The sequence below is a fragment of the Georgenia sp. G2120 genome (assembly GCF_055326485.1).
On sequence record NZ_JBUZNL010000001.1, the window covers coordinates 274,393 to 287,889 of the forward strand.

Annotated in this window: 13 protein-coding genes and 1 riboswitch; of the genes, 4 read left to right on the plus strand and 9 right to left on the minus strand. The window is 74.3% G+C overall.

What is annotated here, in order from left to right; all coding sequences use genetic code 11:
* Positions 1 to 199 precede the first annotated feature (199 nt).
* Positions 200 to 928 (plus strand): DUF1345 domain-containing protein, encoded by a 729-nt coding sequence (locus ACZLMO_RS01400; RefSeq protein WP_463652659.1) that lies wholly within the window; start codon positions 200 to 202, stop codon positions 926 to 928.
* Positions 929 to 1,020: 92 nt separating this feature from the next.
* Here the strand turns inward: ACZLMO_RS01400 and ACZLMO_RS01405 are convergent, their stop codons facing one another.
* Both ACZLMO_RS01405 and ACZLMO_RS01410 read right to left on the minus strand, forming a co-directional pair.
* Positions 1,021 to 2,217: a sensor histidine kinase gene (locus ACZLMO_RS01405; protein ID WP_425714688.1), complete on the minus strand. Its 1,197-nt coding sequence runs from the start codon at positions 2,215 to 2,217 to the stop codon at positions 1,021 to 1,023.
* Positions 2,214 to 2,915 carry a sensor domain-containing protein gene (locus ACZLMO_RS01410; RefSeq protein WP_425714689.1) on the minus strand — a complete coding sequence of 234 codons (702 nt, stop codon included), beginning with the start codon at positions 2,913 to 2,915 and terminating at the stop codon, positions 2,214 to 2,216. The genes ACZLMO_RS01405 and ACZLMO_RS01410 overlap by 4 nt, the downstream gene beginning before the upstream one ends.
* A 203-nt stretch (positions 2,916 to 3,118) precedes the next feature.
* Between ACZLMO_RS01410 and ACZLMO_RS01415 the strand changes: the two genes are divergently transcribed.
* The gene (locus ACZLMO_RS01415; protein WP_425714690.1) at positions 3,119 to 3,802 is read left to right on the plus strand and encodes a response regulator; all 684 of its coding nucleotides are present in this window, start codon (positions 3,119 to 3,121) and stop codon (positions 3,800 to 3,802) included.
* On the opposite strand, the gene ACZLMO_RS01420 is transcribed toward ACZLMO_RS01415, so the two are convergent.
* The 6 genes from ACZLMO_RS01420 to ACZLMO_RS01445 form a co-directional block, all read right to left on the minus strand.
* Positions 3,769 to 5,214 (minus strand): LLM class flavin-dependent oxidoreductase, encoded by a 1,446-nt coding sequence (locus tag ACZLMO_RS01420; RefSeq protein WP_425714691.1) that lies wholly within the window; start codon positions 5,212 to 5,214, stop codon positions 3,769 to 3,771. The two genes, ACZLMO_RS01415 and ACZLMO_RS01420, sit on opposite strands and share 34 nt — an antisense overlap.
* A 49-nt stretch (positions 5,215 to 5,263) precedes the next feature.
* Positions 5,264 to 6,064 (minus strand): energy-coupling factor transporter transmembrane component T family protein, encoded by an 801-nt coding sequence (locus tag ACZLMO_RS01425; RefSeq protein WP_425714692.1) that lies wholly within the window; start codon positions 6,062 to 6,064, stop codon positions 5,264 to 5,266.
* Entirely contained in the window at positions 6,061 to 7,923 is a 1,863-nt protein-coding gene (locus ACZLMO_RS01430; RefSeq protein ID WP_425714693.1) for an ABC transporter ATP-binding protein, read from the minus strand. Before ACZLMO_RS01430 ends, ACZLMO_RS01425 begins: the two co-directional genes overlap by 4 nt.
* On the minus strand, positions 7,920 to 8,519 hold the full coding sequence (locus ACZLMO_RS01435) for an ECF transporter S component (RefSeq protein ID WP_425709303.1): 600 nt from the start codon (positions 8,517 to 8,519) through the stop codon (positions 7,920 to 7,922). The genes ACZLMO_RS01430 and ACZLMO_RS01435 overlap by 4 nt, the downstream gene beginning before the upstream one ends.
* A complete protein-coding gene (locus tag ACZLMO_RS01440; protein ID WP_425714694.1) occupies positions 8,516 to 9,235 on the minus strand; it encodes a YkoF family thiamine/hydroxymethylpyrimidine-binding protein in 720 nt (239 codons plus the stop codon). Before ACZLMO_RS01440 ends, ACZLMO_RS01435 begins: the two co-directional genes overlap by 4 nt.
* Positions 9,236 to 9,282: 47 nt before the next feature.
* Positions 9,283 to 9,390: riboswitch (TPP riboswitch) on the minus strand.
* Between the two features lie 58 nt (positions 9,391 to 9,448).
* On the minus strand, positions 9,449 to 10,516 hold the full coding sequence (locus ACZLMO_RS01445) for a homocysteine S-methyltransferase family protein (RefSeq protein ID WP_425714695.1): 1,068 nt from the start codon (positions 10,514 to 10,516) through the stop codon (positions 9,449 to 9,451).
* Positions 10,517 to 10,704: 188 nt separating this feature from the next.
* Between ACZLMO_RS01445 and ACZLMO_RS01450 the strand changes: the two genes are divergently transcribed.
* On the plus strand, positions 10,705 to 10,962 hold the full coding sequence (locus ACZLMO_RS01450) for a type II toxin-antitoxin system Phd/YefM family antitoxin (RefSeq protein WP_425714696.1): 258 nt from the start codon (positions 10,705 to 10,707) through the stop codon (positions 10,960 to 10,962).
* Positions 10,963 to 11,051: 89 nt separating this feature from the next.
* Here ACZLMO_RS01450 and ACZLMO_RS01455 read toward each other — a convergent pair whose 3' ends face one another.
* Complete coding sequence (locus ACZLMO_RS01455) at positions 11,052 to 11,783, minus strand: DNA-3-methyladenine glycosylase I (RefSeq protein ID WP_425714697.1); 732 nt, start codon at positions 11,781 to 11,783, stop codon at positions 11,052 to 11,054.
* Positions 11,784 to 11,994: 211 nt separating this feature from the next.
* On the opposite strand from ACZLMO_RS01455, the gene ACZLMO_RS01460 reads away from it, so the two are divergent.
* Positions 11,995 to 13,434 carry an aldehyde dehydrogenase family protein gene (locus tag ACZLMO_RS01460; protein ID WP_425714698.1) on the plus strand — a complete coding sequence of 480 codons (1,440 nt, stop codon included), beginning with the start codon at positions 11,995 to 11,997 and terminating at the stop codon, positions 13,432 to 13,434.
* Positions 13,435 to 13,497: the final 63 nt, after the last annotated feature.

Below are 13,497 nucleotides of genomic sequence, written 5' to 3' on the forward strand. Positions count from 1 at the left end.
TGGAGCCCTCACGGAGGGGGAGGACCGGAGGGCGATGCGAGCGGACGGTCGCACGGTCGGCGTGAGGTACGACGCGGAGGAGTGGCGCCGTGGCATCCTCGGGCCCGCGACGACCGGCCGGAACGCGCGGGCCGCGCAACGGGCCGACACCGACACCCGGTGGCGAGCGCACCACGACGACAGCCTGACGAGGAGACGCATGGACCGGACCCCACGGCTCGCGAGCGAGGTCTTCCGGGTCAACGCCGCCGGGGGTGTCGCACTGGTGCTCACGCTCCTGGCCTTCGTCCCGATCATGATCTCCCGCGTGGCCGAGGTGGACGAGTACGCGACCACCGCGGAGTGGCTGCGGGACTACTTCCTGTCCCTGACCATGCCGATCTTCCTCATGTACTGGGTGCTCTTCGCGGCAACGCACGTCTTCTTCACCCACCGGGTCTTCACCCGGATGTCGGCGCGGGATCTCCGCCGGTTCGCTGCGGTCCAGCGGCGCGCCGGCCGGTCGTGGTGGCGGTCCGTCCTCGGCGAGTCGAGCGCCGAGTCGTGGACCGTCCAGGGCGGGCTCGTCGCGGCCATCGGCGTCCTCACGATCGCCCAGACCGATCAGTTCCGGACCTCGATCTGGATGATCCTGCTGGGCTTCGCCGCCGTCGCGGGGTCCTGGGCGCTCATGGTCTACGCGTACGCGACCAGGTACATGCGGCTCGACTCCGGAGGGGCCCTCGAGTTCGATCTGCTCTCCGAGCCCGGGTACCGGGACTACCTGACGATGTCCGTGCTCACCTCGACCATGCAGGGGTCCGGGGTGCGGTGCCGGACGAGCGGCGCCTGGTCGGTCATGCGGACCCACTCGATGCTCGCGTTCGCGTTCAACACGGTCATCGTCGCGATGACCGTCAGCCTGCTCGTCGGTGGCTTCGGTTCCTGAACGCGCCGCTTCGGCTCCTGACCGCGCCGGGGGGACCAGGGTAGGCCGCGGCGGATCGAGGCCACCGCGGCCCGCCCGCGAGGAACGTTCCCTCACCCCACCGGGAGGGTCGCGGTGACCGCGAACCCGCCCTCCGGCGTCGGGCCGATGTCCGAGGTGCCACCGAGCGCGCGGGTCCGGTCGCGGATGCCCGCGAGCCCGAGTCCGGCACCGGCCGACGCCGTCACCTCGCCCGTGGCGGGCCCGTTGACGACGGCGACACCCACCTCGTCCGCCCCGACGGCGAGCGTGACGGCCACCTCGGCGCCCGGCGCGTGCCGCAGGGCGTTGCTCAGCCCCTCCTGGACGATGCGGTAGGCGGTGAGCCCGGTGGCGGGCGGGACGGTCTCCGGGCCGGCGCCCCGGTGGTCGAACGTGATCGTCGCGCCGGAGCTGCGCGCGCCGTCGACGAGCTCGGCCACGTCGGTGAGCGACGGTTGCGGAGCGAGGTCCGCGTCCTCGGTGCCGCGCAGGATGCTGAGCAGGCCGCGCATCTCGGTGAGCGCCGAGCGGGAGGACTGCGCGATGGACGCGAACTCCGCGTCCACCTCCGGCGAGGTGTCGCTGAGGCGGAAGGGCGCCGTCGTCGCCTGGACGGAGATGACGGACATCGAGTGCGCGACGACGTCGTGCATCTCCTGCGCGATCCGGTTGCGCTCCTGGAGCTCGGTGCGCCGCTCGGACTCCTCGGCGCGGGCCCGCCGCTCCTCGGTCAGGGCGGTCCGTCCGCGCAGGAGGAGCCGGAGCCCGCTGCCGGCCGCGAGCAGGCCGGCCCCGATGCCCGCGGTGACGATCGCGTTGGCGACCGCACCGCCCGCGTCGGGCCGCAGGAGGACGGCCACGACCGAGAGGGCCGACCCGCCGAGCCAGAGGCCGGCGCCCCACCGCCACCCGTGCAGGAGCGTGAGGACGAGCAGGTTGAGGAGGAAGGCGATCATCGTCGGCACGGGCCAGGGCCACGGGGCCGACGACGACGCCGCTGCCGCCGCCGTGCCCACGGCCCCCGCGAGGGCGAGACCGAGCGAGACGGCGGGCCACCGCACGGCGAGGACGAGAGCCCCCGAGGTCGCGAACGCGAGGACCATGGAGATCGCGACGTGGACGTCGTGGACGTTCGTCAGCACGGGCCACGTGATCGGGACGAGGACGACGGCCGTGTAGATCGTCGCCAGCCAGGTCCAGCCGGTGCGCGGCGACCGGAGGGCGAGGAGGTTCCCCACCGGGTCGTGGGACGGGGTCCGCCCGGTCATCGCTGCTGCCCACCGATCGTCGTGCCCGTGGGTGTGCCGGAGAGCGCGACGGAGGTGGCGCCCGCGTCCATCAGTGCCATGAGGCGCACGACGGCCGGCGTGCTGATCGCCAGCAGGAGCCCGGCGATCCCGGTGACGAGGGCGTCGAGCCAGAAGCTCTGCGCCACGGACTCCGAGATCCAGCCGTCGGGCAGCTGGGTGAGGAGCCAGGTGAGGCCGGACATCGCGTCGTCCTCGGGCAGGAAAAGTCCCCAGAACCAGTAGGTGATCCCACCGAGCGCGGCGGCCGGCCAGATGATGGCGACGAGCCCGGTGAGCAGGCGCAGGGGGAAGGCGAGCAGGCCCTCGTAGAACAGGTCGAGCCAGCGGCGTCCGTCACCCAGGAGCTTGATCCAGCCGCCGATCCCGCCGCGGTGCTCGCGGTAGCGGGGCGGGACGACCTCGGCGCCCCAGGCCTGCAGCCGCGCCCGGGAGATCTGGGCGAACCCGGTGGCGACGACGAGGGTGAGCGGCAGGACGAGCGCGCCGATCCAGACGATGAACGTCGCGACCCCGACGGCGAAGAGCGTGACGAGCAGGACGAAGGCGATGATCGAGAGGATCATCCCCGGCAGGAGGTAGCCGAGGTCGCGACCGAGGGTGCGCAGGGTGCGGCCCGCTCGGCCCTGACTGTCGTCGGTCGGTGCGGTGGCGGTCATGTGGTCACGTCCGTCTCTGGTGGTTGAGGACAGTGTGTCGGAGCGGCCGGGTGCCGCGGTGGTCGTGTGCATGACAGGGACTGTCGCCGCGCGCCTCGCCGCTCCGCGTCACCCGCGGGTGTGAATCGGTCCCCTACGCACGGGGGAGGGGAGGCGCCGGAACGCCCCCGACGACGAGAGGCGTCCCCGGCTACCGTGTCCGGGTGAGCACACCGACCGGTACGGGCGTCGTGCGCGTCGCCGTCGTCGACGACCAGGCGATGGTCCGGCAGGGCTTCGGCGCCCTGCTCGACGCGCAGGAGGACATGACGGTGGTCGGCAGCGCGTCCGACGGCTCCGAGGTCGTCGACCTCGTGCGCCGCACCCGCCCCGACGTCGTCCTCATGGACATCCGCATGCCGAAGGTCAACGGCCTCGACGCCACCCGCGCCGTCTTCGCCATGCCGGGGGACGAGCACCCCCGCGTCGTCATGCTCACCACCTTCGACGCCGACGAGTACGTGTTCGCCGCCCTCCAGGCCGGGGCGAGCGGGTTCCTCCTCAAGGACGCCACCGCCGACGAGCTCGCCGGCGCCGTGCGCGTGGTGGCGGCCGGCGAGGCGCTGCTCTCGCCGTCGATCACCCGCAAGGTCATCACCGACTACGCGGCCCGGCCCTCGGGTCGGCCGGACCCCACCGTCCTCTCGCCGCTGACCGAGCGCGAGCTCGACGTCATGCGCCTCGTCGCGACCGGGATGTCCAACGGCGAGATCGCCGGCGAGCTGTTCCTCGGCGAGCAGACCGTCAAGACGCACGTGTCCCGGATCCTCGCCAAGCTCGGCCTGCGGGACCGCACGCAGATCGTGGTCACGGCCTACGAGTCGGGGCTCGTCGCCGTCGGACGGTGACCCGGCGGCTGAGCGGACGGCTGGTCGGCCGTCCGGCCGGGCGGTGCGCCCGGCGCGAGGTGCTCGCGGAGCGTTCCGCCCCGGTAGTCGCGACGCAGGCGCCCGCGGCGCTGGAGCTCGGGGACGACGCCGTCGACGAACTCCGTCAGCGAGGACGGGTACAGCGCCGACATGACGACGAAACCGTCGGCGGCCTCGGCGTCGACGATCGCGCACAGCTCGTCCGCGACCGTCGCCGGGGAGCCGGTGGGCTGGGGCTTGAGCTGGCTGATCGCCTGCCGCTGGGCGAGCTCGCGGACCGTGAGGTCCTCCGCCCGGCTCGCGCGCAGCAGCATGTCCTCGAACCCCTCGCTCCCGGTCGCGCCCCGGTGGGCGATGAGGAGGTCGGCGGCGCGGGCATCCGGGTCGAGGTCGTCCGCGTGCAGGAGGCGTCCGAGCATCGTGAGGATCTCGCGTTCGTCGAGCAGCGCAGCCATCTCCTTCAGGCGGGCGCGGGCTGCGTCGTCGGTCGCGGCCACCACGGGCTGGACCGCGGCCAGCACCCGCAGGTCGTCCGGGTCCCGGCCCCACGCGGCGGCGCGGGCGCGCAGGTCGGTGCGCAGCGCGCGCATCGCGGCCGCGTCCTCGGCGACGACGAACACCACCTCGGCCCAGCGGGCGGCGAAGGTCCGGCCCCGCTCCGAGGCGCCCGCCTGCATGAGCACCGGTCGTCCCTGCGGGCTGCGCGGCAGCGTGACCGGTCCTCGGCTCAGGGCGACCGCCTCCGGGTCCGCACCCGCACCCGCACCCGCACCCGCATCCGCGTCTGCCTCCGCACTCGCGCCTGTGTCCGGGACCCGGTGCACGTGCGCCGGGTCCGCGAACATCCGGCGTTCCCGGTCGAGCACGAGGGCGTCCGGCCCCCACGAGTCCCACAGGTCCAGGACGGTGCGCACCACGCGGTCGGCCCGGTCGTAGCGGGCCGCCTTGCTGGGCATCGCGGACAGGCCCATGTTGCGGGCCTCGGCGTCGGTGGTCGAGGTGACGACGTTCCACGCCGTCCGGCCGCCGGAGAGGTGGTCGAGGCTGAGCATGGTGCGGGCGATGGCATAGGGCGGCAGGAAGGTGGTCGACATCGTCGCGCCCACACCCAGGTGCGTCGTGGCCGACGCCGCCACCGTGGCCAGGGTGACGGGGTCGAGGTAGATCGCCCCCTTGCCGCCGGTGCGGACGGTGGTCGCGTAGTCGCCGGCCGCGTCCTCGGGGACGGCGAGGGCGTCCGGGAAGAAGATCATGTCGAACCGGCCGCGCTCGAGCGTGCGGGCGAGGTCGGCGTAGAACGACGCGCCCAGCCAGTCCCCACGCGAGAGCGGATGGCGCCACGACTCCGCGTACTGGCTGGTGGGGGCGTTGACCAGGGCGACGAGGTGCATGGGTCTCTCCGTCGGGGGTGGTGGTCCGTCGGTGGGCGTGTTCATCCGGCTATCCGAAGAGGGCACCGGGCCCCCGCAGCGTCCCGGCGAGGTGGCTGACGACGAGCACGGCGGCCAGCACGGCGAGCACACCGGCCAGCAGCGCCCAGTCCGCGCCGCGCACCGGGGTGGGCCGCCACGTGGTGCGGGGGGCGAGCCCCAGCCCCCGGGACTCCAGGGCCTGAGCCATCCGTTCGCCCTTGCGCAGCGACACCACGAGCAGGGTGAACACCACCCCGGCCAGGTGGCGCGCCCCTCGTGGGGGCCGGCCCCGCACGTCGGGGGAGCGCGCCGCGTGGGCGTGCCGGATCGTCGACCACTCGCGCGGCATCTCCTGCAGCATCCGGTACCCGGCGAGGACGGCGTAGGTCATCCGCGCGCCGAGCCGGGCGTTGTGGTGCAGGCTCGTCATCAGTGCCACGCCGTCGGTGGACAGCAGGAACCCGACGACGCAGACCCCGATGACCAGCGAGCGGACGCCGAGCGCGGCTCCCACCTCGAGCCCCTCGACCGTCACGCGCAGCACGCCCCACTGCCACAGCACCTCCCCGGGACGGGTGAGGACGTTGACCGACAGCACGCCCAGGCCGAACACGAGGAACGGGAGCTGCGCCAGCACCAGCGTGCGCGGCGCGGCCCGGGTGCCCACGGCCACGGCGGTCAGGGCCAGCGCGTAGAGCGCGAGCGGCGTGAGCGGGTCGAGCACGAACACGACCGCGAGCGAGACCGCGGTGAGCGCGGCGAGCTTGACCGTGGGGTTGCGGCGGCTCAGCGGGGCGTCGCCGAGCGGTGCCCGGGCGAGCGCGGTCATCGGCCCACCCGCTCGTCGAGCCTGCGCAGCACGTGTGCGAGCGAGCTGCCGGGCACGTGCGCGAGCAGCCAGGACACGAGCGGGGGCAGGCTGAGGCCCGCGCGCCGCACGAGGTCCGCATCGCTGAGCACCTCGTGCGTGGGACCGTCGGCGATCATCTCGCCGTCGGCGAGCAGGACCACCCGGGTGGCGAGCGTGGCGACGGTGCGCAGGTCGTGGCTGGAGAGCACGATCCCGCGTCCCGCGGTCGCCTCCGCGCGCAGCGTCTCCATGGTCGCGACCGCGTCGCGCCGGTCGAGCCCGAGGGTGGGCTCGTCCGCGAGGAGGACGGGAGCGTCGTGGGCGAGGACGGCCGCGAGGCTGAGCCGGCGCTTCTCCCCGCCCGAGAGCCGGAACGGGTTCTGCCCGGCCAGGTGCTCGAGCCGGTGACGCCGCAGGCGGTCCGCGACCGCGGCCTCGCCCGCCTCGCCGGTGAGCCCGTGCCCGATCTCGGCGGCCACGGTGTGCGTGAGGAACTGGTGCTCGGCGTTCTGGAACACCATGCCCGGAGCGTCCCCCGTGACGGTGCCGGCGAGCGGCGGCAGGAGTCCGGCGAGCGTGAGCAGCAGCGTGGACTTGCCGACCCCGTTGGGGCCGAGGACCGCCACGACCTCCCCGGCTCGGACCGTGAGGTCGATCCCGGTGAGCACCGGGTGGTCCTCGGGGGCCGGGCCGGCCCCCCGTCCGTCGTCCCGCCCACCGCGACGCCCCGCGCGCCGACGTCCGCCGCGCCAGGCCGCACGGCCGGCGCTCAGCCCGCGCGCGGACAGGAGGGGCGGTCCGGCAGTGGTCGGCGCCGACTCGGGCGCCGACACAGGCTCGGGCCCCGGTCCTGGATCGGTCTCCGGCTCGGTCCCCGGGCCCGACCCCGGTGCTACCTCGGCGGCGAGCCCGCGCAGGTGGTCGGTGCAGCGGGCAGACGACAGCCCGCCCGGTCCACCGCAGGCCGCCGCGAGCTCCGCCTCGAGCGGAAGCCAGCAGCCGGCCGCCACGAGCTGTTCGGCGTGCGCGAGCAGGATCTCGACGGTGTCGCCCGCGGCGAGCAGCGTGCCGTCGGGGCCGAGCACAACGGCGCGGGAGGGCAGCCCGGCGATGCCGGCCGGGCCCGCCCACTCGTCGAGCCGGTGCTCGACGAGCACGACCGCCGGGTGGTGGCGCCGCACCGCCGTGCCCAGTGCGTCGCGCACGGCGGCGATGCCGGCCGGGTCGAGCATCGAGGTGGGCTCGTCGAGGACGAGCACCTCCGGCTCCGTGACGAGCGCGGCCGCGAGCGCCACCCGTTGCGACTCGCCGCCGGAGAGGTCGGCGGAGGACCGGTCGCGCAGCGCGCCCGCGCCGACGGCGTCGAGCGCGGTGTCGATGCGGTCGTCGATCGCGGCCGGGTCGGTGCCGTGGTTCTCGAGCGGGAGCGCGAGCTCCTGCTCGACCACCGGGAGGCACACCGCGGCGCCCGGGTCCTGTGCGAGGGCGCCGATGCGGCGGGAGCGCTCGACCACGGGCGTGCCGAGGTCGTGCGCCCCGGCCACCGTCACCTCCCCCGTGACCCGTGCCGTCACCGTGTGGGGCACGACCCCGGTGATCACCTGCAGCACCGTGGACTTGCCCGAGCCCGAGGGCCCCAGGACCACCACGTGCTCGCCGGGCGCGGCGCCGAGCGTGACACCGCTCAGCGCCGGCTCCGGCCGGCGCGGGAAGTGCACCGACACGTCGGTCAGCGCGACGGCCGACGCCGCCGCCGTGCCCACGGCCGGACGGTCGTGCCCGGTGGCGGCCCCGTCGTCGGGGGAGGTCCGGGCCGGCCGTGCCGACAGGCCCGTCATGCCTGACCGGCCCGGCCGATGGCGAAGTTGTCCACGACCCCGGTGCGCGCGAGCGCGTCGACGACCACCTTGGCGAGGAGCCCGCCCAGGACGACGCCGGACAGCGCCTGGATCGCCAGGCGCAGCGCGAAGATGTCCTGCCCGTACCAGCCCGAGCGGAACGCGGAGTAGAAGAACACCAGCGTTGCGCCGAGGAGCCCGGCCAGGGCGAAGATGCCCCACCCGAACCTCCGGTAGCGGGTGAGGAAGAACGGGAGCTCGCAGCCGACGCCCTGGAGCAGGGCCGCCACGAGGAGCAGCGGGCCGACCGGTGAACCGAGGAACGCGAACTCGATGGTCGCGGCGAGGACCTCGGCGAGCACGCCGGCGCCGGGACGCCGCACGATGGCCACCGCGATCGGGGCGACGATCAGCCAACCACCGAAGAGGACGTGCTCGGAGAGGTCGCCCGCGGGGCCCATGAGGACGCGCAGCCCGCTCCAGCCCTGGACGAGAGCCCAGTAGGCGAACCCGAAGACCGCGCCGAGCACCACCACGATCACGAGGTCCTTCAGCGCCCACGGGCCGTACCCGTGGCTCTGGTCCGCGCCGCTCATGACGCCACCTGCTCGCTCGGCGAACCCACCGAGACCGTGAGATGGGTGACGACGTGCGGGACGCTCGCGCCGACCCGCGCCCACGCGTCCGTCGCCGTCGCCACGACCTCCCCGAGGTCGCCGGTGAGCATCGTCGCGTAGTGCGCGGCCTCGCTCGCCACGCCCCGCTCCTGCGCCTCGGTGATCGCCGCCATGATCGGCTCCATGTGGTCGCCGCCGGCGGAGGAGCCGTCGAGCAGCGGGTACAGCGACCACTGGGCGCGGGCCGGGATGCCGGTGGGTTCGAGCTCGATCGGTGCGGCCGGGTCGGTCGCCTCGACGAACGACCGCGGGTCGCAGGTCACCTCGCCGGGGCAGCCCCGGGAGAGCAGGAGGTGCGCCACCACGTGGCCGCCGCCGGTGCGGCGGGAGGCGGCCTCGACCAGCGCGACGGCGTACGCGGCCAGGCGCTGCTCCGCCGGCGCGCGCCGCGCCCCGACGTACGTGCTGACGGCATCGCTCTCGACGACGAGCCCGTCGGTGAGGCCGCGCTGCTCGACGTCGGTGATCGAGCCGAGGATGACGTCGACGAAGTCGTCGGCGTGCGGGTGGATGCTCAGCCGCATCCCGATCCCGAGCTGCTCGGGTGTCGGGTCGGCGGAGCCGGTGCCCGCAGCGGTTCGCGGGTCGACCTGCGCGTCGTCGAGGGCCTGGGTTCTGCCGGCGTGCGTGCTCACGGTGCCTCTCCCGGCCCGCGGGTACGTCGAGACCTCCCGGAGCGAGACGTCCGGCAGGTGCCCTGCTCCCTACGCCGGTGCTAACCGGATCAGGTTGACGGGTCTGCGGACTCTCCGCACTCTCAGCGCCGTTCGGCGCTCCCCGGGGGTTGCCGGCACGCTACCGGTCGGGCCTCGGTGCGTCGAGGCCCGACCGCACGTTGGACCCGCTGGTCAGGCGCGGGCGCCGAGGTCGGCGATGTGCTCGGGCAGCCGCTCGTGGCTCCCGTACATGAAGTGGTTGGCCATGTTCTCCGAGAACCGGCTCGCCTCCGTGGTCCGCCCGACCGCCACGGCCACCTGACGGATGTGGATCGGGGACGCGCCGCAGCAGACCCCGAGGTAGTGCGCGCCGAGCGCGTAGGCCTCGTGGGCGAACTCGCCGATCTCGTAGCGGTTCGCGTACAGCGGGTCGAGCGCGGTGGGGAAGGGCCGGCCGTGCGGCGCCGGCACGCTCGCGCCCGGGTCGGTGAGGCTGAAGAAGGTCGGCTCGGCCTCGGTGGTGCGGTAGGGGATCGGGAGGGCGCCGACGTGACAGCTCACGGTCTCCCGGATCCGGCGCAGCCACGGGAGCATCGTGTCCGGCCCCCGGAAGCAGTTGAGCCCGACGACGTCGGCTCCACCCTGCTCGAGGCGCTGCGCCGTCTCGACGATTCCCACGCCGTCGGCCATCTCCTCGAGCGCCATCGGCGCGAGCGTGAGGACCACCGGCAGGCCGCTCGCGCGCGCCACCTCGAGCGCGGTGAGAGCCTCGCCGGCGTAGTAGAAGGTCTCGCCGACGAGGATGTCCGCGCCCTCGTCGACCGCCCAGCCGACCATCTCCTCGAACATCGACCGGACCTCGGCCTGGGTGCCCGTGTCGGACGGGTCCCACACGTTGGTGTTGGAGATGTTGCCGGCCACGAGGTTCCCCGGCACCGCGTCGGCGACCTCACGCGCGATCTGCAGGGCCGCGCGGTTGAGGGGCTCGAGGAGGTCCTCCTTGCCGATCACCCGCATCTTCTCGCGGTGCCCGTTGTAGGTGAACGCTTCGACGACGTCCGAGCCCGCGCGCTGGAAGTCGACGTGCACGGCCCTGAGCGCCTCAGGGTGCTCGAGCGCCACCTCGGGCACGAACTCGCCGGCGGTGAGGTAGCCGCGCCGCTCGAGCTCGAAGAGGAAGCCCTCGGCGCAGATCACCGGCCCGGCGTCGAGGCGTTCGGAGAAGGTGGCGGGCTCGGTGGTCGTGGCGTGCGCGGTCATGCGGTGCTCCTCGTGGTGGTCTCGGCGAGTGCCGCAGTGAACCGCGCGGGGCGCTCGCTGCGCTCGCGCGAGCGGCCACGGCTCACCTGGTGAGACGGGGGCTCGACGACGACGGGCAACGGCGAGCCCGTGCGAGCGCCCGGATGGCTGCCCTCGCGTCGAATCCGATGATCGGAGACGATGCCGTCATGCGAACGGTCACTGCCGCGGAGGCGTCACGCCGGTTCTCCGAGCTGCTCGACGCGATCGAGGCCGGGGAGACGGTGATCGTGATGCGTGACGATCGACCGGTCGCCGAGGTCCGGCCCGCACGCCGTGCGTCGGGGCGAGAACTGAGAGCCGCGCTCGGCGGGATCGCACCACCCGACGATCGATTCGTCTCCGACGTTCCGGACGCCGTCGACATGCTCGACCCGGAGACCGGGGCCTCCCGGGGCGAACGCTGATTCTCGGTACGAACGTCCTCGTGGACCACGAGCGGGGCTGTCTCGACACGTTCGCGCTCGACGATGACGAACTCGCGGTTGCGGTGCGTTCAGCCCGCCGGGTCCCACACCGCTGAGGTTCCGCGCCGGTGGCTGCCGACCAGGTGCGTGTCGACGATCCCGACGGCCTCCATCAGCGCGAACATCGTCGTCGGACCGACGTGCCGGAAGCCTGCGGCCTTGAGCGCCTTCGCGAGCGCGACCGACTCCGGCGACGAGCTCGGGACCTCGGCGAACGATTGCGGCTCCGGCGTCACGTCGGGACGGTGCGACCACACGAGCTCGGCCAGCCCGCCGTCCGCCCGCAGCGCCACGGTCGCCCGGGCGTTGTCGATCGTCGACTCGATCTTGCGGTGGTTGCGCACGATCGCGGCGTCGGCCATCAGTCTGTCGACGTCCGCGTCCCCGAACGCCGCCACCGCGTCGGGGTCGAAGTCGTCGAACGCCTCCCGGAAGGCCTCTCGCTTGCGCAGGATCGTCAGCCAGGACAGCCCCGACTGGAAGACCTCGAGGCTGATCCGCTCGAACAGCCCCTGCTCGTCCCGCACCGGCATGCCCCACTCGGTGTCGTAGTACTCCCGCAGCGTCGGGTCGCTCGCGGCCCAGGCCGGGCGAGCCAGGCCGTCCGCGCCGACGACGAGCCCGTCGTCGGCTCGCGTCCCGCTGTCCCCCGACCCGGCGTCTCCCGCCGCCGTGGCGTTGCCTGCTGCCGCGGCGCCTCCCGACGCTGTGCCCGGCGTCGTCGTTCCCGCGTCCGTCTCGTCCCTGCCCGTCCCCGCCATGTCTGCATCGTCGCCCGGGCCGGGAGGCCCACGCACCCCGTGGTGGCACATCTGTGGATGCGGCGCTGCGACCGGCACCTGTGGACCGCCGTGCGGTGTGCCGCTGTGCCGACGCTCGCGGGGAGCGCCGGCACGCTGGAGGCGTCGGTCGTGGGCGACCGGGATCGGCCCGCACGGGCGCCCGGGACCTCCGCCGGTTACCGTCGAGCACATGGCCGAGACCCGCCCGACCGTCCCCGAGGACGCCCCCGAGGTCCCCGCCGCGACCGCCCGACTGCGCAGGACGTTCGAGGCGGGCGCGACCCTGGCGCGCACCGCGCGACGTGGACACCTCGCCGACCTGAGGCGCCTCCTCGTCGAGGGCGGCCCCGAGCTCGCGGACGCGCTCGCCGCCGACCTCGGCCGCCACCCCACCGAGAGCTGGCTCGCCGAGATCGCCTTCACGATCGGCGAGCTCGACCACACCGTGCGCCACCTGCGGCGCTGGACGAGCAACCGCCGGGTCCCGGTGCCTGCGACGCTCCTGCCCGCCTCGGCGAGCGTCGTGCGCGAGCCGCTCGGCGTCGTCGCCGTGATCGCGCCGTGGAACTACCCGGTCCAGCTCGTGCTCGCCCCGCTGGTCGGTGCGCTTGCCGCCGGGAACACGGTGGTTCTCAAGCCCAGCGAGATCGCCCCGGCCACCTCGCTCGCCCTGGCCTCGCTCGTGGGGCGGTACCTCGACCCGGGCGTCGTCGCGACCGTCCAGGGCGGCGCCGGCACGACGACCGCCCTCCTCGAGCAGCGCCTCGACCACATCTTCTACACGGGCGGCGCCCGGGTGGCCCGGATCGTCGCGACCGCCGCGGCGAAGCGCCTCACGCCCGTCACGCTCGAGCTCGGCGGGTGCAGCCCCGTGTGGGTGGACCCGCGCCAGGACCTCGCGGCGGTGGCCAACCGCATCGCCTGGGCCAAGTGGCTCAACGCCGGCCAGACGTGCGTGGCGCCCAACCACGTGTTCACCACCCCGGAGGCCGCGGAACCGCTCGCCGACCACCTCGCCGCCGTCACGCGGGAGATGTACGGGGCCGACCCGTCGACGAGCGACGACTACGGCCAGATCGTCAGCGGGGACCACCACGCGCGCGTCGCGGCGCTGCTCGACGACACCGTCGCCGCCGGCGCGACCCTGCATCACGGCGGCCGGCGCGACGCCGCCTCGCGATACCTCGAGCCGACCGTCCTCACCGGCGTCCGTCCCGACCACCCCGTGATGTCCGAGGAGATCTTCGGCCCGGTCCTCCCGATCGTCGCCGTCGAGGGTCTCGGCGAGGCGATCGGGCACATCCGCGCGGGCGAGCACCCGCTCGCCGCCTACGCCTTCACGGACGACGACGCCGACCGCACCCGCCTCGTGCGCGAGGTGCGGGCGGGCGGCATGTCGTTCGGGGCGCCCATGCTCCAGCTGTCCGTCCCCGGTCTGCCGTTCGGCGGCGTGGGCGAGTCGGGAACGGGCGCGTACCACGGGGAGGAGTCCGTGCGGCGGTTCAGCCACGAGAAGTCGGTGCTCGCCAAGCCGCTGCGCCCCGACACGCTCGCGCTGGTCAGGCCGCCGTACGGCCGTCGGACGGGCGCGATGATCCGGGCGATGTTCGGCGTCTCGCCCCGGCGGTAGGACGCGCCGAGGGTCGGCCGGTCACGCTGCGCCACACCGACCGCCGATGCTGTGCGCGGGAGG

Excerpts from the sequence above, each read along its gene's own strand:
- ACZLMO_RS01400 (WP_463652659.1), top strand. The coding sequence starts at position 200 with ATGGACCGGACCCCACGGCTCGCGAGCGAGGTCTTCCGGGTCAACGCC.
- ACZLMO_RS01405 (WP_425714688.1), bottom strand. The coding sequence starts at position 2,217 with ATGACCGGGCGGACCCCGTCCCACGACCCGGTGGGGAACCTCCTCGCC.
- ACZLMO_RS01410 (WP_425714689.1), bottom strand. The coding sequence starts at position 2,915 with ATGACCGCCACCGCACCGACCGACGACAGTCAGGGCCGAGCGGGCCGC.
- ACZLMO_RS01420 (WP_425714691.1), bottom strand. The coding sequence starts at position 5,214 with ATGCACCTCGTCGCCCTGGTCAACGCCCCCACCAGCCAGTACGCGGAG.
- ACZLMO_RS01425 (WP_425714692.1), bottom strand. The coding sequence starts at position 6,064 with ATGACCGCGCTCGCCCGGGCACCGCTCGGCGACGCCCCGCTGAGCCGC.
- ACZLMO_RS01430 (WP_425714693.1), bottom strand. The coding sequence starts at position 7,923 with ATGACGGGCCTGTCGGCACGGCCGGCCCGGACCTCCCCCGACGACGGG.
- ACZLMO_RS01435 (WP_425709303.1), bottom strand. The coding sequence starts at position 8,519 with ATGAGCGGCGCGGACCAGAGCCACGGGTACGGCCCGTGGGCGCTGAAG.
- ACZLMO_RS01445 (WP_425714695.1), bottom strand. The coding sequence starts at position 10,516 with ATGACCGCGCACGCCACGACCACCGAGCCCGCCACCTTCTCCGAACGC.
- ACZLMO_RS01450 (WP_425714696.1), top strand. The coding sequence starts at position 10,705 with ATGCGAACGGTCACTGCCGCGGAGGCGTCACGCCGGTTCTCCGAGCTG.
- ACZLMO_RS01455 (WP_425714697.1), bottom strand. The coding sequence starts at position 11,783 with ATGGCGGGGACGGGCAGGGACGAGACGGACGCGGGAACGACGACGCCG.
- ACZLMO_RS01460 (WP_425714698.1), top strand. The coding sequence starts at position 11,995 with ATGGCCGAGACCCGCCCGACCGTCCCCGAGGACGCCCCCGAGGTCCCC.